The following is a 15,987-nucleotide window of genomic DNA, read 5'->3' on the forward strand; positions in this document are numbered from 1 at the left end:
CCCACCGCTCCCGCCGCCTCCGCGCCGCCAGCCGCCTCAAGCCGCTGCAAAGCGGCGCGCCGGAATGGGCACGGATCGAGGGACAGCACGCCCCTGGCGCAGAAGCCGGCCGTTCAGCGAGGCGCCGGGCAAGGGGCGCGCCCCGCGCCAGCAATCCCGAGCCGAAGCACCGCGGCCGTCAGGCCGTCCGTCCCTCGGCCAGCATCGCCAGGCGCTCCACGCCCCGCGCATCGGCCAGCACGGCGGAAAGCTCCGCGCGCGGCAGGCGCAACGCTTCGTCCAGCCGCTCGGCCTCCTGCAGCTTCGCCAGCCCCACCAGCAGCGCCGGGTCGAAGGGATCCTGCCGGGGGCGGCGGGGCGGCGGCAGCATGCGGCGATGCGCCTCCAGCAGCGCCGGTTCGCTGAACAGCCGCAGCACCTCCGGCGCGCCGGCGATGCCCCGCCATTCGGCGGTGAGCGCCTGGGCGCGGGTCAGCACCGCGGGGGGCGCGCGCTCCTCCGGCGTCAGCAGCAGGCCGAGCCGCCGCAGGCCGAGGCCGATGCCGCGCCGGGCGGTGAGCGCCGCCAGCGGGATGGCAAGCGCCAGGCCGAGCACCACCGGCGACATCCAGAGGGCCAGATAGGGCGAGACCAGCCACGCCGCGGCGCCGAAGGCCAGGCCGAACAGGGTGTGCCGCCAGTAGAGCCGGGCCACCTGGCCGAAGGGCACCGAGCCGTCGTCCCGCCGCTGGGCATTCCAGCCGGAATCGCGGCCCAGCAGGATGGCGGCGACGTCCACCGACTGCGTCAGCATGGTCACTGGGGCCAACAGGCCGGCGACCACCGTCTCCAGCAGCATGGAGAGGAAGGCGCGGCTGGCGCCACCGCAGCCGCGCCGGTCGGCGCCGTGGAAGAGCAGCGCGATCCAGGCCATCAGCTTGGGCGCCAGCAGCAGGCTCATGGTGCCGATGAACACCCACATGGCGCGGACCGGGTCCACCACCGGCCATTCCGGGAACAGGCTGGGCCCTGCCGGGAAGTATTCAGGCCGGATGAAGCGGGCCTGGATGGCCAGCAGCACGCCGAAGATCAGGAAGATGAGCCAGAGCGGCGCCGTGATGTAGGAGCCGATGCCGGTCAGCAGGTGCAGCCGGCTGACCCAGTGCAGGCCGCGCGCCGGCAGCACGGCGGCATGTTGCAGGTTGCCCTGGCACCAGCGGCGGTCGCGGATCGCCAGGTCCATCAGCGAGGGCGGGCTTTCCTCATAGGAGCCGCGCAGCCAGGGCACCATGTGGACCGCCCAGCCGGCACGCCGCAGCAGCGCGGCCTCGACGAAATCATGGCTCAGGATATGGCCGCCGAAGGGCTTGCGGCCCCGCAGTTCGGGGAGCCCCGCCGCCTCGGCGAAGGCACGCGTGCGGATGATGGCGTTGTGCCCCCAGTAGTTGCCTTCGGAGCCGTGCCACCAGGCGATGCCCTCAGCGATCAGCGGGCCGTAGACGCGGCCGGCGAACTGCTGCATCCGCGCGAACAGCGTGTTGCCGCCGGTGATGATGGGGAGCGTCTGGATCAGGCCGACATCGGGATGGCGCTCCATGGCGTCCGCCAGGCGCAGGATGGTGTCGGCGTCCATCACGCTGTCGGCGTCGAGCACCAGCATCTGCGGATAGGCGCCGCCCCAGCGGCGCACCCAATCCGCGATGTTGCCGGCCTTGCGCTCGGTGTTCTTGGGGCGCCGCCGATAGAAGATCCGGCCACCCTCTCCCAGCGCGTCGTCGCCGGTGCGGCGGCGCAGTTCGAGATAGGCGGCTTCCTCGGCGATCCAGGCGCCGGGCTCGGTGCTGTCGCTGAGAATGAAGATGTCGAAGCGGTCCAGCGCCCCTGCCGCGGCCAGCGATTCATGGATCGCCTGCAGCCCGGCCATGACGCGCGCGGGCTCCTCGTTGTAGCTCGGCATCAGCAGCGCGGTCTTCACGGCCGGCATCGGCGGCGGCCCGCCAGGCGCGATGCCGAGGCGGCGGTCCGGCCCGAAGAGCAGGCGGAAGAAGCCGCAGGTGGCGCTGGTGAAGGAGAGCGCGATCCAGGCGAAGAGCACGACGAACAGGATCAGCACGAAGGCCTGCAGCGGCGTCGGCTGGCCGCTGTTCAGTACCAGCCACATCTCGTGCGAGGCATAGGCGGTCAGCGCCAGGGCGGCGCCAAGCACGAAGAGGCGGCGCAGCCAGGTGGCGGTGGGGCGGGAGGCCATCTTGCCGGCGCGCCGCGCCGGCCGTGCCCGCAGCGACTGAACCGGCATTTCGAGCGGAGCCTCCGGCGGAAGCGCCCGCCAGCCCGCCCCGGAAACTAGGCTGTCCATCGGTAAAGGAAGGTTTCGGCCACCGGCTCACCCCCCGCCTTGAGTTGCGCGCGCAGCTCCGCCGCGCGGGCATTGCCGGGAAAGAGCTCGAAGCTGATGCGCCAGCCGCCCGTTTCCGGGTTGCGCTGCGCCACCGGATTGCGGACCTCGCCCTGGCTGGCGGACACGTTCAGCTCGGGCGTCGCCTCGGGGCCGAGCTTGTCGAGCGGCCCGCCGCGCGCGTCCAGCACGAAGAGCCGGCCGCCCTGGGTATAGGCGTTGCCGGAGCGGGCTTCGACGATGCGGCCGACATCGGGCGTCCCGGGTGCCTCGTCGCACCAGTGCAGGCGGTAGGTGTAGCGGTACTCGCCCTTGGCCCGCAGCGGGTCCTTCGGGCGCCAGAAGGCGACGATGTTGTCGTGGATCTCGCTGGCCGTCGGGATTTCCACGAGGTGCACGGCGCCCTCGCCCCAGTCGCCGATCGGCTCCACCCAGAGGCTCGGGCGCTTCTCGTAGCGTGCCTCCAGGTCCTCGTAGCTGTCGAAGTCGCGGCGCCGCTGGATCAGCCCGAAACCGCGCGGGTTGACGTCGCCGAAGGCGCTGAGCTGCAGGTCACGCGGGTTGTTCAGCGGGCGCCAGATGCGCTCGCCGCGGCCGCTGGCCATCAGCAGCCCGTCCGAATCATGCACGGCCGGCCGCCAGTCGTCCTTGCCCGCGCGATTGAGCGGCGAGAACCAGAACATGCTGGTCAGCGGCGCCACGCCGGCCGCCGCCATGTCGGTGCGCGGAAAGACGGTGGACTCGACGTCGAACACCGTGCTGGCGCCGGGGCGGATGGCGAAGCGGAAGGCGGCGGCGCAGGACGGGCTGTCGAGCAGCGCATGCACGGTCGCCGCGTTCACCCCCTGGCGCGGCCGCTCCACCCAGAAGCCGCGGAACAGCGGGAACTCCTCGCCCTTGGGGTCGCCGGTGTTGATGGCGAGGCCGCGCGCCGAGAGGCCGTAGATCTGCCCCTTGGCCACCGCCCGGAAGTAGCTGGCGCCCAGGAAGGCGCAGACCTCGTCGTAGTAGTCCGGCCGATTGATCGGCGCATGCAGGCGGAAGCCGGCGAAGCCGAGGTCGCTGGCCTGCGGGCGCGGCAGGTTCTGGAAGGTGAAGAGGTCGGGGCTGTAGCGGATCGGCCGGGCCACTCCCTCCGCGACTTCGTACATCTCGACCCGTGGCTTGTAGAGGAACCCGCGGTGGAAGAGCTGCATCTGGAAGGGCAGGTCCTGCCCTCGCCAGAGCGCCTGATCCGGACGGAAGCGGATGTCGCGGTACTGGTCGTAGGTCAGGTCGGAAAGCTCGGGCGGCAACTCCGCCGGAGGAGGCTTATAGGGCTGCTGCGCCAGGGCGCGCGCTTTTTCCCGCACCGTATTCGCGTCAAAGGGGGTATCCTCGGCCCCGGCAGCCCGCGCATCGGAAACGTGGTTCGCCTCCCCCGCGATGAACACGGTGGACAGCGACAGGGCGGCGAGCAGGGCGTCGCGGCGGTGCACGGTAAGCAAACTCCATCGGGGCGGCGACCGACCAACGCCATGGCCGGGCCGGGGTTTCGCCGAAAGCCAAGCTAAAGCCGGAAGAGCCAGCCAGAGCTACCTATGGGGCTCGATTCCGGTGGAAATCCGGCAGCTTCGCGTCATCCGCGAGATGCGGAGTGGCAGGGCCGGCCACAACGCCCCGCAACATGTGGCGGGGCGGCTTTCCGTCCATCCCGCCTTCGGCGCATGGCGCATGAAGCTCGGCGAGGCCCGCGCCGGCCTTGAACGCCTGCATCCTCCGCCGCGCCCCTCCCGCGCCTCCCCGGCAGTGCTCGCCCGGCACCGCGCCACGCGGCCCGGCCTGCCGCGCGGGCGCTCCGCCAGCGCCCGGAAGGTGGCAAGGCTTCAGCGGACCGGCACGAACTGCCCGTCCACAAGGCGGGAAAGAACGCCGTCGCGGATGTCGAAGGACCCACCGTAGAGGCGCAGCGTGCCCGCTTCCACCCGGCTGGCGACCCAGGGAAAGCTCATCAGGTTGCGCAGGGAAAGCTTCACCGTCTCCAGCTCGCACTGCGCCTCCGCCGCGCCCGGCTCAGCGGGAGCGCAGGCCAGCACGCGGCGGCGCGCCTCGGCGGCGATGCCGGTCATCCAGGGCTCGACGAAGTCGCGCGCGCCCGGCGGAAAGCCGCGCAGCAGCGCCTGCACGCCGCCGCACATGGCATGGCCAAGCACGATGATGCGCGGCACCTCCAGCACGCAGACGGCGAATTCCAGCGCGGCGCTGGTGCCGTGGTAGTCGCCGTCCGGCTTGTAGGGCGGCACGAGGTTGGCGACGTTGCGGACAATGAAGATCTCGCCCGGCGCGGCGTTGAATACCATGCCCGGGTCAACGCGGCTGTCGGAGCAGGCGATCACCAGCGCGCGCGGGCGCTGGCCCTCGCGCGCCAGGGTCTCGAACAGCTTGCGCCGCTCCGGCCAGATGTCGGAACGGAAGCGCTGGTATCCCTCGAAAAGATCCTCGAGGCCGTCGGTGAGGGTGGGATCGGTCATGTGTTTGCGTGGCCCCATGGCAAATGCGGGCCTGCGTCGGGCCCTGGCAGGAAAACGCCGGGCCGGCGAGCCGCCCCGGACCGCCTCCGGTCCCGTTCAGCCTCACGGCGACCGGGACAGGAAGTCAGGCAGAGGGGATTTCTTGCCGCCAGCCCGCCGCGTCAACAGGCGCGGGTCAGTTCCGCGGCCCGCGCAGGCGGCACGGCCGCGGCGGATCAGTTGCCGTCCGGCGCGGTGACGCCGGGCCGGATATCCAGCACCGGCGGCAGGCGCTGGGCCAGCAAGGCCAGCAAAACGGTGGCCTCGCGCTGCAGGCGCACCACAAGGGGGCGGCGCGCCGGATCGGCAATGGCGGCCTTCAACGGCAGCGGCAGGTCCTTGGCGGTGGCGACCACCTGCTCGAAGGCCCGGCGCAGCAGCTCGGCCAGTTCGCCCTCCCCGGCCTTTTCCAGGGCCGGCGCGAAGCCGAGGACCGCCATGTCGCGCCCCAGCGCGAGGTTGGCCTGGATCGCCTGGCCCGAGAGGCCGCTGCGCCGCCATTCCAGGAGGTCGGACCGGGCGGCGGCCGGGTCGCCGCCCAGCGGCCGTTCCAGCTTGCGGATCGCCACGTTCCTGACGGTGTCGCGGAGAAGCCTGAACAGATCCTGCGTCGCCTCCCGCGGCGCCGCATAAGGCGGCCGGGGCGCGATCAGGGTGGCGGCAAAGGGCTTCTCGTCGGTGCTCCAGCCGGCGAGGATGTCGCGCGCGAGGGTCGCGAGATTGCCCCCGATGGTGCGCAGCAGCGCCGCGCGGTAGCCCGCCTCGGCGCCCCCGGCGGCAAGGCGCGCCGCCGCATCCTCGCCGAACAGCAGCCGCTCCAGGGCGGGCAACCCCTGGACGGTGACGTTGCCAAGCCCCTGCGGGCGCGCCTCCAGCACCGCCGGCTCGCGCGCCGCGATGGCGGCGGCGAGATCCCTGCCGACATGCTCTTCCGGGTCCGGCCAGGACTGGATGCGGGCATGGCGGCTGAACAGGTCGGCGGGACCGAGGCGGATCGGCTGCACGCCCTCCCAGGCCAGCACCGTCTCCGCGAAGCCTTGCCGCGCCGCCTGCAGGGGCGCGGCCTCGGCCGGGCTGCGGGCCAGGGTGTCGAGCTGGGCGGCGAAATTGGCGGTGGCTTCAGCGAAACGGCGGTAGCCCGGCAGCAACACCTGCTCCACCACGGCGCGGTTGAGTGCGCGGTATCCCTCCTCGTCCGGCGCGGCCGCGGCACCACGCGGCCCGATCAGCAGGGCGGCGGGCAAGGCCAGGGTGGCACGGCGGAGAACGCGCATCACACAGCATCCAAAAAGGCCGAACGGGGGCGCCCTGGAGCACAGCATCGCTGCAATGGTCCCGGGGCGGCGGGGGCGCGGCCATCATGACGCAGCGGCGCCGCGCCGGAAACCGTTTGGCCGCTCGCGACGGTCTCCCCTTCCCGAATTGTCCCGCCGCCGGATTGACGATGGGTCATCTGCACTCTAGCAAATGCGACGCATTATCATTGGCAAGGAATCGACATGACCAAGCAGAGCGGGCTGGGCAATGCGGCATGGATGGCGAGCCTCGCCCTGGGCCTGCCGGGGGCCGCAGTGGCGCAAGGCGGCAACGCGCCGCCGGCCGGCGGCCCGCTCCTGCTCCCGCTCGTGGATGTCGAGGCCACGCAGCCGCCGAACACCCTGCAGCGTGCCGCCCCGGTCAGCCGCCTGCCCGGTTCCGTGCAGGACACGCCGCAGACCATCAACGTCATCCCGCGCGAGGTGCTGGAACAGCAGAACGTCACCACGCTGGAAGAGGCGCTGCGCAACGTTCCCGGCATCACCATGTCGATCGGCGAGGGCAATGGCGGTGTCGCCGGCGACCAGTTCCGCATCCGCGGCTTTGCGGCGCAGAACGACATCTATGTGGACGGGCTGCGCGACTTCGGCGCCTACACGCGCGACGCCTTCACCTATGAGGATGTCGCGGTGCTGAAGGGCCCCTCGGGCTATGCGCTGGGCGCCGGCTCGGTCGGCGGCGGCGTGGCCGTCAACACGCGCCTGCCGCATCTCGGCAACAGCTATTCCGGCGTGGCCACCGGCGGCATGGGGCCCTATGCCCGCGGCACGCTCGACCTCAACCGGCAGATCGGCGAGACCACCGCCATCCGGCTGAACCTGATGGGACAATCAAGCGAGAAGGTCGGGCGCGAGGATGTCGACTCCCGCCGCTGGGGGATCGCGCCGTCGATCGCCTTTGGCCTGGGCACCGACACGACGCTCTCGCTGCACTACCAGCACTACGAGTACGACAACGCCACCGATGCCGGCGTGCCGGTGGCGACGCTGCCCGGCCGCACGATCGGCCGGCCGCTCACCGAGTACCGCCTGCCACGCGGCACCTGGTACGGCTTCTCCAGCGACCGCGACGAGGTAACGGTGGATCAGGTCACCGCCCGCCTCTCGCATACCGCCAGCGACTGGCTGACGCTGCAGAACGACACGCGGCTGAGCTTCGTGGACCGCGACTTCGCCTACTCGATCGCCAGTTGCAACGCCGCCTGCCTGGGCAACTATCTCGCCGGCCGGCCGGCCACCGTCGCCCTCAGCGGCGCCGGCAACCCCTATCACCAGGAAACCTGGGCGATCCAGAACGTCGCCACCGCCACGGCGCGCTTCACCACCGGGCCCTTGCGGCACGAGCTGGTGGCGGGCGTGGACATCTCCTACGAAGACTTCGACCGCACGGGATACGGCATCGTCGGCGACCGCCCGGCTACCTCGATCTTCGGCGGCAACCGGGATCTTGCGCTTGAGCGCGGCACCGCGTCGTACAGCCGTCAGGCCGGCATCACCACCTATGCCGGCTTCCTCAACGAGCGCCTGTGGCTGACGCCGGAGATCTCGCTGATCGGGGGGCTGCGGGTCAGCCGCTACGAGGTGGACTACGACGCCATCACCTACGGCAGCGGCGCGACGCAGGACATCAAGACCGACGCGACGGTGGTGGACCCGCGCGCCTCGCTGGTCTGGCAGCCCGCGCCGAACCAGACCTACTACTTCACTTATTCCACCTCCTCGACCCCGCCCGGCTACCTGTTCACCACCTTCCCCGCCTCCGCCTCCAACTACCAGCAAGGCTTCGACCCGGAGCGGAACACGCTCTACGAGGTCGGCGCCAAGGTCAGCCTGCTTGACAACCGCCTCGGCCTCTACGGCGCGCTCTACCGCATCGACAAGTCGAACGCGACGCAGGCGGGCGTGGATGGCGAGCTGGTGCAGACCAGCGACGAGCAGCGCAACCAGGGCATCGAGATCGGCATCACTGGCCAGATCACCCCGGCCTGGACGATCAATGCCAACTACACGGCGATGGACAGCGAGACGCTGAGCTCCACCAATGCCGCCGCCGTGGGCAAGCGGGTGCAATATGTGCCGGAGAACGCCGCCTCGCTCTGGAGTACCTATGAGTTCAACAAGGGCCAGGCCTGGAACCTGCTGGTCGGCGGCGGCATCACCTGGCGCGACCAGGTTTACCTCAACAACACCAACACCAACGAGGCTCCCGCCAACCTCGCCTTCGACGCCGTGGTTTCCCACCGGATCAACGACCATCTGCGGCTGCAGGTGAACGGCTACAACCTGGGTGACGCGCTGAACTACGACGCCGTCTTCGGCAACCGCGCCATCCCCTCGCCGGGCCGGACGGTGCTGTTCACCCTCGCCGCCGACTTCTGAGCGCCGCCTCGGCACGCGGGCAGGCCGCCGCACGGCTTCCCCGGAGCGCCCCCGTTTCCCCCCTCCCCGGAGCGAGCCCTCCCATGCTGGTCCATATTCCCAACGTCCTCACCCCCGAGGAGGTCGCCCATTGCCGCCGCGTGCTGGAGGCGGCCGCATGGGTGGACGGCCGCGTCACCGCCGGCGACCAGTCGGCCAGAGCCAAGCACAACCTCCAGGTGCCGCAGGATTCGGCACAGGGGCGGGATCTCGGCGAGGTGATCCTGCGGGCCCTCGGGCGCAACCCGCTGTTCAACACGGCGGCGCTGCCGCTGAAGGTCTTTCCCCCGCTGTTCAACCGCTATGACGCCGGCATGACCTTCCACGCCCATGTGGACAACGCCATCCGCCCGGTGCCGGGCGCCGGGGTGCGGATCCGCACCGACGTTTCCTCCACCCTCTTCCTGACCGCGCCGGAGGACTATGACGGCGGCGAGCTGGTGATCGAGGACACTTACGGCAGCCAGCGGGTGAAGCTGCCCGCCGGCGACATGGTGGTCTACCCGGCCACCAGCCTGCACCGGGTGGAGCCGGTCACCCGCGGCAGCCGCTGGTCCTCCTTCTTCTGGACCCAGTCCATGGTGAGGGACGATGGGCGACGGCGCCTGCTCTTCGAGATGGATATGGCCATCATGCGAATCCGGACCGACCTGCCGGACAGCCATCCCGGCGTGCTTGGCGCGACCGCCGCCTACAATAACCTTCTTCGCCAATGGGTTGAGATGTAGCCACCCGCCCCTCTCCACCAACGCGAGAGATGACGACCGCGCGATTAGCCTGGAATTCAATTGCTTCCGGCCCCCGCCGCCGCGCATGGAGGGGAAACGCCGCGCTAGCCGGGCCACCCTTATGGCTCACGGTGCGAGGGCGTCTCACTATTTGACCCTCCATCCTGGCCCGCTCCGGCGGGCCACCAAGGATCGTCCATGATCAGATCCCGGCCCATCGAAATTGACGGCCGCTTCGTGGGTGTTGCCGTCACTCAGAACGGAAAGTGGCGCTTCATCGCAACCGAGCCCGCGGCGCGCCCGGTTGAAGGTTCCTTGTTTGAAGCCCTGCCGCAGTTGCAACGCCGGCTCCAGTCCATGCTGGCCGGCCGGTTCCTCCCGCCTCTCCAGCACGCTGGCTGAGCGGCGGAGCGCCGCCGCCGCCTCCCCCCTGCCAAAAAAGAAAGCAGCCTCTCCGGATGGAGAGGCCGCGCGCCGTCACTTCTTACAGGTGCGCAGAACGGCTCAGCGCCAGGCGGGGCGCCCGAGGTTGACCGTGCCAGGGCCGGTGAGCGCGCCACCCGCGGCGCCGGCCGCGCCGCCGATCAAGGCGCCCGTGCCCGCATTGCCGGACAAGGAACCGATCGCCGCGCCCGTGCCTGCGCCCAGCAGGCCGCCGGAGGCCGCCCGGTCGCCGGTGCTGTAGCCGCAAGCACCCAGCCCGAGGCTGGCGAGCGCCAGGAGTGCCACGGTCGTTTTGCGCATGTTTGCGTTCCTCGATCTTGACGGTTGGGATTGCGCGTCCAACGCGGATCAGCCAGGAAGGTTTCCCCCTGAGCCGACAATTCCTGCTTGAGCACGGCCACGGCGGGGGGTAAGCCACGGCGCCTTGCGTTCCCGAACCTGCAGGCGGGACCGCCGGTGCGACCTGCCTCAGAAGGTATCCCGCATGTTCTCCCGCTTGTTCGGCTTTCTTTCGGCTGACATGGCCATCGACCTCGGCACAGCGAACACCTTGGTCTATGTGAAGGGACGCGGGATCGTGCTGAACGAGCCCTCCGTCGTCGCCATCGCCGATATCCGCGGCCGCAAGCAGGTGCTGGCGGTGGGCGAGGAAGCCAAGCAGATGCTCGGCCGCACCCCCGGCAACATCGCCGCCATCCGCCCCCTGCGGGACGGGGTGATCGCCGACTTCGAGGTGGCGGAGGAGATGATCAAGCACTTCATCCGCAAGGTGCACAACCGGCGCGGCTTCGCGTCCCCGATGATCATCGTCTGCGTGCCTTCCGGCTCCACCGCCGTCGAGCGCCGCGCCATCCAGGAGAGCGCCGAATCGGCCGGCGCCCGCAAGGTGATGCTGATCGAGGAGCCCATGGCCGCCGCGATCGGGGCCGGCCTGCCGGTGACCGAGCCCTCCGGCTCGATGGTGGTGGACATCGGCGGCGGCACCACGGAGGTGGCGGTGATCAGCCTCGGCGGCATCGTCTATGCCCGCAGCGTGCGCGTCGGCGGCGACAAGCTGGACGAGGCGATCATCTCCTATATCCGGCGCCAGTTTAACCTGCTGATCGGTGAGAGCACGGCCGAGCGGATCAAGCTGGAGATCGGCGCCGCCGCCTATCCGGACTATGGCGAGGAGGGCCCGATGACGGAGGTCAAGGGTCGGGACCTGATGAACGGGGTGCCGCGGGAGGTGGTGGTGAGCCAGCGGCAGATCGCCGAGGCGCTCGCCGAGCCGGTGAGCCAGATCATCGAGGCGGTGAAGGTGGCGCTGGAGAACACGCCGCCCGAGCTCGCCGCGGACATCGTGGACAAGGGCATCGTGATGACCGGCGGCGGCGCCCTGCTGCAGCGGGTGGACGAGGTGCTGCGCGACGCCACCGGCCTGCCGGTCTCCGTGGCCGAGGATGCGCTGGCCTGCGTCGCGCTGGGTACGGGGCGAGCCCTTGATGAGATGAAGCGGCTTCGCCACGTCCTCTCCTCGATGTACTGAGGCCCACAACCTCTGGTACGTATCACACAGGCTCGCCACACCTGAGGGCAGGCCCATGGAGGCCGCGTGATCCGTCTGAGCATTCCGCTGCGCCAGGCCCTGTCGCGGCTTTCGCTGCCGGTGCTGATCGCCGCCGCGCTCGGCACCATGCTGCTCGGAAAGGCCGATACCGCACTGGTCGAGCGCGGCCGCATGGCGGTGGCCGATACCCTGGCGCCGATCTACGCCCTGATCGCCGAGCCGGCGGGTGCCCTGCGGTCCGCGGTGCAGGAGCTGCGGTCGCTGGCGGACCTGCGGGCGGAGAATGCGCGGCTGCGCGAGGAGAATGACCGGCTGCACCGCTGGCAGGCCGCAGCCCTGGCGCTGGAGGCGGAGAACGGGCTGCTGCGCCGGCAGCTCAACTACGTCCCCGAGGCACCGGCGAGCTTCCACACCGCCCGCGTGGTCGCCGATGCCGGCGGCACCTATGCCCGGGCGGTGCTGCTGGCGATCCAGCCCGGAACCTCCATCCGCAAGGGGCAGGTGGCGCTGGACGAGCGCGGCCTGGCCGGGCGCGTGACCGAGGTGGGCAGCCGCTCCGCCCGCGCGCTGCTGGTGACCGACCTGAACAGCCGCATCCCCGTGACGCTGGAAGGCAGCCGGGCGCGCGCCATGATGACCGGCACCAACGGCGACCGACCGCGCCTCCAGTTCTGGCCCGAGGGCACGCCGCCGCGCGAGGGCGAGCGGGTGGTCACCAGCGCCGAGGCCGGCGTCTTTCCCGCCGGCCTGCCGGTGGGCGTGGTGCGCTGGTCCGAAGGCGGCGCGGCCGAGGTGGAACTCTTTGCCCGGCTCGGCCGGCTGGACCTGCTGCGCATCTTCGACTTCGGTATGACCGGCATCCTGCCACCCGAGGCGGTGGCGCGCCCGGAGCCCCGCGCGCGCCGCTAGCGGCGCGCCGGGATGCCTTCATGAAGCGGCGGCCGCACCCCGTCATGGGCCTGCTGCGCTGGCTGGACGCCTGGGCTCGCGCGGCCTTCCCGGCCGCCAACACGGCGCTGCTGATGATGCTGGCCGGGGTGCCGGTGGGCCTGCCCTCGGCGGTGCCGGCGGTGGCGCTGGCCTGCGTGTTCTTCTGGTCCGTCTTCCGTCCCGCCGCTATGGCGCCGCCGGTCTGCTTCGGCATCGGTCTGTTGCAGGACCTGCTGGGCTTCGCGCCGCTCGGCATCGGTATTCTGACGCTTCTGGTGGTGCACGGCACGGCGCTGCGCCTCCGGCGCCTCCTGGTGCGGCAATCCTTTCTGGTGGTGTGGCTGGCCTTCGCCGGCTTCGCCGCGGGGGCGGCGCTGCTGGGCTTCGTGCTGCAGGCGGCGCTGACCTGGCGGCTGCCGCCGCCGGCGCTGGCGATGGTGCAACTCGCGCTCGATGTCGGGCTCTATCCGGCGATCGCGGCGCTGCTGACTCGCTTGCACAAGGCGATGCGGCGGGCGGAGACTTTGGGTTGAGGTGGGCGGGCTGAGGTGGGCGGGCTGAGATGAGCAAGCGCGACGAGGAGCGCCGCCGCAGCGTGTTCACCCGCCGCGCCCTGCTGCTGGGGGCGGGCCAGCTCGGGCTGCTCGGCTTCCTGGGCTACCGGCTGCAGAAGCTGACCCTGGAGGAGGGCGAGCGCTACGCCACCCTGGCAGAGGAGAACCGGGTCTCCACCCGGCTGATCGCACCGCCGCGCGGCCGCCTCTTCGACCGCGCCGGGCGGGTCATCGCCGCCAACGCCCTCAGCTGGCGCGCCCTGCTGGTGGCCGAGCAGGCGGAGGACATCCACGCCACATTGGAGACCTTCAGCCACATCCTGCCGCTCAGCGACCAGGAGCGCGCCCGCATCGAGCGCGACATCCGCCGCCGCCGGCGCTTCGTGCCCGTGGTGGTGCGGGACTTCCTGAGCTGGGAGGAGATGGCGCGGATCGAGGTCAACGCACCGGACCTGCCGGGCATCAGCGTGGATGTCGGCACCACGCGCGACTATCCCTGGGCCGAGCACCTGGCGCATGTGGTGGGCTACGTGGCGCCGCCCAGCGAGACCGACATGGACGACGACCCGCTGCTGGCGCTCCCCGGCATCCGCGTCGGCCGCGCCGGGGTGGAGCGCTTCCACGACCGCGCCCTGCGCGGCCGCGCCGGCACGCTGGAGCTGGAGGTGAACGCCCTCGGCCGGGTGATCCGCGAGCTCGACCGGCGCGAGGGCGTGCGGGGCCAGGACGTGCAGATCTCGATCGACGCCGAGCTGCAGAAGGCGGTGCGCGGCCGCATCGAGGAGGGCACCAGCGTCGTCGTGCTCGACGCGCGCAACGGCGAGGTGCTGGCCATGGCCAGCCAGCCCAGTTTCGACCCCAACCTGTTCAGCTCGGGCATCTCCGCGGCGCAGTGGCGGGAATGGACGAGGAGCCGCGCCACGCCGCTGATCAACAAATGCACCAGCGGCCTCTACGCACCCGGCTCCACCTTCAAGATGGTGGTCGGGCTGGCCGCGCTGGAAGCCAAGGCCGTCACCCCCTCCGAGCGCGTCTTCTGCCCGGGCTATTACGACCTCGGCGACAGCCGCTTCCACTGCTGGCGCAAGGGCGGCCATGGCAATCTCGACCTCCGCAACGCGCTGAAGCACTCCTGCGACATGTATTTCTACGAAGCCGCCAAGCGGACCGGCATCGACCGCATCGCCGCCATGGCCAGGCGCCTCGGGCTCGGCGTGGATCTGGAGATCGAACTGCCCGGCACCAAGGCGGGCTTCGTGCCGACCCGCGAGTGGCGCACCCGCCAGGGTAAGCCCTGGAACCTCGGCGACACGGTGGTGCACGGCATCGGCCAGGGCTTCTACCAGCTCACACCGCTCTCCCTGGCCACCATGGCGGCGCGGCTGGCAACCGGACGCGCCGTGCAGCCGCACCTGACGCATGCCCTCGGCGGCAAGGCGGCGCGCGGCGTGAAAGCGGAGGACTGGGCGGACCTCGGCATTCCCGAGCGGGACCTCAGGCTGGTCCGCGAGGGCATGTGGGCCGTGGTGAACGAGGAGAGCGGCACCGCCAAGGTCGCGCGCCTGCCCGGCAATCTCGGCGTTCTGGCCGGCAAGACCGGCACGACCCAGGTGCGCCGCGTCTCCCGCGAGCAGCGCGAGCGCGGCTTCCGCGTGGAGAACCAGCCACGCGAATGGCGGCCGCACGCGCTGTTCGTCGCCTTCGCGCCCTTCGACAACCCGCAATACGCCATTTCCGTCGTTGTGGAGCACGGGACCAGCGGCTCCGGCGCCGCGGCGCCGCTGGCGCGGGACATCATGGCCGACGTGCTCACCCGCTTCCGCGCGCCGCCCACCGCCGCGCCGCCGCCGGCCCCTTCCGGCACCCGCAGCGCCGGGGCGGCGGGCACGCCGGTGCTCGCAGAGGCGCCACCGCCCCCTGCCCCGGAGACACCACGCCGATGATGGCCTTCGAACGCCGCCTGCCGACCCGTCACCGCGGCGCCGGCCTGCTGGCGAAGCTGTGGCTGGTCCCCTGGAGCTTTGTGCTGCTGCTCTGCGCCGTCGCCGCGGTGGGTTACGTGGCGCTCTATTCGGCCGGCGGCGGCGCGCCGGAGCCCTATGCCAGCAAGCATGCCCTGCGCTTCGGCTTCTGCCTGGTGATGATGCTCTGCCTCGCCATGATCGACATCCGCCTGATCGCGCGGCTCTCCTGGGCGGGATATGCGCTCGGCGTGGCGCTGCTCCTGCTGGTGGCCGTTCACGGGCAGGTCGGCAAGGGAGCGCAGCGCTGGATCGAGCTGGGTCCCATCCAGATCCAGCCTTCCGAGCTGATGAAGATCCTGCTGGTTCTGGCGCTCGCCCAATGGTTCCACCGGGCGAGCTGGGAGCGCGTGGGCAGGCTGCTCTTCCTGGTGCCCCCCGCCCTGGCGGTGCTGCTGCCGGTCGGGTTGATCCTGAAGCAGCCCAATCTCGGCACCGGCCTCATCACCGCCATGGTGGGGGGCGCGGTGTTCTGGGCGGCGGGCGTGCGATGGTGGAAGTTCGCGCTGATCCTGGCCGCGGCGGGCGGCATCGCGCCCATCGCCTATGAGCGGCTGCACGATTACCAGCGCGCCCGCATCCAGACCTTCCTGGACCCCGAGAGCGACCCCCTCGGAGCCGGCTACAACATCATCCAGTCGAAGATCGCGCTGGGCTCCGGCGGCCTCTGGGGCAAGGGCTTCCTGCAGGGCACCCAGGGCCACCTGAACTTCCTGCCGGAAAAGCAGACGGACTTCATTTTCACCATGATTTCCGAGGAGTTCGGGCTGGTCGGCGCCCTGGGCACGCTGCTGCTGCTGGGGCTGGTGGTGTGCTTCGCCCTCGCCGTCGCGCTGCGTACCCGCCACCAGTACGGGCGCCTGGTTGCGGTGGGGCTGGGGGTGAACTTCTTCCTCTACATCTTCGTCAACATCGCCATGGTGACCGGCTCCATCCCCGTGGGCGGCGTGCCGCTGCCGCTGATCAGCCATGGCGGCTCGGCCATGCTGACCACCATGCTGGGCTTCGGCCTGCTGCTCTCGGTCCATGTGCACCGCGATGCGGAATTTGGCGCCACCCGCCAATAAAGGGGTTGCGCTCCCCGCTGGATGGGCTAAAAGCCCG

13 protein-coding genes are annotated in these 15,987 nt (G+C 71.0%); 8 read left to right on the forward strand and 5 right to left on the reverse strand.

The features are described 5' to 3' along the window. Positions 1 to 178: 178 nt before the first annotated feature. The 4 genes from mdoH to E0493_RS09010 form a co-directional block, all read right to left on the reverse strand. On the reverse strand, positions 179 to 2,335 hold the full coding sequence (mdoH, locus tag E0493_RS08995) for a glucans biosynthesis glucosyltransferase MdoH (protein WP_160936603.1): 2,157 nt from the start codon (positions 2,333 to 2,335) through the stop codon (positions 179 to 181). After that, positions 2,323 to 3,852, reverse strand: coding sequence for a glucan biosynthesis protein (locus E0493_RS09000; RefSeq protein ID WP_160936604.1), 1,530 nt, complete (start codon positions 3,850 to 3,852; stop codon positions 2,323 to 2,325). The genes mdoH and E0493_RS09000 overlap by 13 nt, the downstream gene beginning before the upstream one ends. Before the next feature lie 387 nt (positions 3,853 to 4,239). After that, positions 4,240 to 4,884 carry a carbonic anhydrase gene (locus E0493_RS09005; protein WP_160936605.1) on the reverse strand — a complete coding sequence of 215 codons (645 nt, stop codon included), beginning with the start codon at positions 4,882 to 4,884 and terminating at the stop codon, positions 4,240 to 4,242. 215 nt (positions 4,885 to 5,099) lie between these two features. Next, positions 5,100 to 6,197 carry an imelysin family protein gene (locus E0493_RS09010; protein ID WP_160936606.1) on the reverse strand — a complete coding sequence of 366 codons (1,098 nt, stop codon included), beginning with the start codon at positions 6,195 to 6,197 and terminating at the stop codon, positions 5,100 to 5,102. A 225-nt stretch (positions 6,198 to 6,422) separates the two neighbouring features. Here E0493_RS09010 and E0493_RS09015 point away from each other — a divergent pair, with 225 nt between their 5' ends. The 3 genes from E0493_RS09015 to E0493_RS09025 all read left to right on the forward strand — a co-directional run bounded on the left by E0493_RS09015 (position 6,423) and on the right by E0493_RS09025 (position 9,787). Beyond that, entirely contained in the window at positions 6,423 to 8,618 is a 2,196-nt protein-coding gene (locus E0493_RS09015) for a TonB-dependent receptor (RefSeq protein WP_160936607.1), read from the forward strand. Between the two features lie 83 nt (positions 8,619 to 8,701). Further along, positions 8,702 to 9,385, forward strand: a complete 684-nt coding sequence (locus E0493_RS09020; protein ID WP_160936608.1) for a Fe2+-dependent dioxygenase — start codon at positions 8,702 to 8,704, stop codon at positions 9,383 to 9,385. Positions 9,386 to 9,583: 198 nt separating this feature from the next. Then, entirely contained in the window at positions 9,584 to 9,787 is a 204-nt protein-coding gene (locus tag E0493_RS09025; RefSeq protein WP_160936609.1) for a hypothetical protein, read from the forward strand. A 102-nt stretch (positions 9,788 to 9,889) separates the two neighbouring features. On the opposite strand, the gene E0493_RS09030 is transcribed toward E0493_RS09025, so the two are convergent. Beyond that, a complete protein-coding gene (locus E0493_RS09030; protein ID WP_160936610.1) occupies positions 9,890 to 10,129 on the reverse strand; it encodes a YMGG-like glycine zipper-containing protein in 240 nt (79 codons plus the stop codon). A gap of 184 nt (positions 10,130 to 10,313) precedes the next feature. Here E0493_RS09030 and E0493_RS09035 point away from each other — a divergent pair, with 184 nt between their 5' ends. The 5 genes from E0493_RS09035 (at position 10,314) to rodA (ending at position 15,950) form a co-directional block, all read left to right on the forward strand. After that, positions 10,314 to 11,357 (forward strand): rod shape-determining protein, encoded by a 1,044-nt coding sequence (locus tag E0493_RS09035; RefSeq protein WP_160936611.1) that lies wholly within the window; start codon positions 10,314 to 10,316, stop codon positions 11,355 to 11,357. A 66-nt stretch (positions 11,358 to 11,423) separates the two neighbouring features. Then, complete coding sequence (gene mreC, locus E0493_RS09040; RefSeq protein ID WP_160936612.1) at positions 11,424 to 12,287, forward strand: rod shape-determining protein MreC; 864 nt, start codon at positions 11,424 to 11,426, stop codon at positions 12,285 to 12,287. Positions 12,288 to 12,307: 20 nt separating this feature from the next. Then, on the forward strand, positions 12,308 to 12,841 hold the full coding sequence (gene mreD / locus E0493_RS09045) for a rod shape-determining protein MreD (protein WP_160936613.1): 534 nt from the start codon (positions 12,308 to 12,310) through the stop codon (positions 12,839 to 12,841). A gap of 29 nt (positions 12,842 to 12,870) precedes the next feature. After that, the gene (gene mrdA, locus E0493_RS09050) at positions 12,871 to 14,805 is read left to right on the forward strand and encodes a penicillin-binding protein 2 (RefSeq protein WP_160936614.1); all 1,935 of its coding nucleotides are present in this window, start codon (positions 12,871 to 12,873) and stop codon (positions 14,803 to 14,805) included. Then, on the forward strand, positions 14,805 to 15,950 hold the full coding sequence (rodA, locus tag E0493_RS09055) for a rod shape-determining protein RodA (RefSeq protein WP_160936737.1): 1,146 nt from the start codon (positions 14,805 to 14,807) through the stop codon (positions 15,948 to 15,950). Before mrdA ends, rodA begins: the two co-directional genes overlap by 1 nt. Positions 15,951 to 15,987 lie beyond the last annotated feature (37 nt).

The sequence above is a fragment of the Teichococcus coralli genome (assembly GCF_009829925.1).
GTDB classification, from domain to species: domain Bacteria; phylum Pseudomonadota; class Alphaproteobacteria; order Acetobacterales; family Acetobacteraceae; genus Pseudoroseomonas; species Pseudoroseomonas coralli.

What these genes read in the sequence shown, in the direction of transcription:
- mdoH (WP_160936603.1), bottom strand. Translation starts at nt 2,335, where the DNA reads ATGGACAGCCTAGTTTCCGGGGCGGGCTGGCGGGCGCTTCCGCCGGAG.
- E0493_RS09005 (WP_160936605.1), bottom strand. Translation starts at nt 4,884, where the DNA reads ATGACCGATCCCACCCTCACCGACGGCCTCGAGGATCTTTTCGAGGGA.
- E0493_RS09010 (WP_160936606.1), bottom strand. Translation starts at nt 6,197, where the DNA reads ATGCGCGTTCTCCGCCGTGCCACCCTGGCCTTGCCCGCCGCCCTGCTG.
- E0493_RS09015 (WP_160936607.1), top strand. Translation starts at nt 6,423, where the DNA reads ATGACCAAGCAGAGCGGGCTGGGCAATGCGGCATGGATGGCGAGCCTC.
- E0493_RS09020 (WP_160936608.1), top strand. Translation starts at nt 8,702, where the DNA reads ATGCTGGTCCATATTCCCAACGTCCTCACCCCCGAGGAGGTCGCCCAT.
- E0493_RS09025 (WP_160936609.1), top strand. Translation starts at nt 9,584, where the DNA reads ATGATCAGATCCCGGCCCATCGAAATTGACGGCCGCTTCGTGGGTGTT.
- E0493_RS09030 (WP_160936610.1), bottom strand. Translation starts at nt 10,129, where the DNA reads ATGCGCAAAACGACCGTGGCACTCCTGGCGCTCGCCAGCCTCGGGCTG.
- E0493_RS09035 (WP_160936611.1), top strand. Translation starts at nt 10,314, where the DNA reads ATGTTCTCCCGCTTGTTCGGCTTTCTTTCGGCTGACATGGCCATCGAC.
- mreD (WP_160936613.1), top strand. Translation starts at nt 12,308, where the DNA reads ATGAAGCGGCGGCCGCACCCCGTCATGGGCCTGCTGCGCTGGCTGGAC.
- mrdA (WP_160936614.1), top strand. Translation starts at nt 12,871, where the DNA reads ATGAGCAAGCGCGACGAGGAGCGCCGCCGCAGCGTGTTCACCCGCCGC.
- rodA (WP_160936737.1), top strand. Translation starts at nt 14,805, where the DNA reads ATGGCCTTCGAACGCCGCCTGCCGACCCGTCACCGCGGCGCCGGCCTG.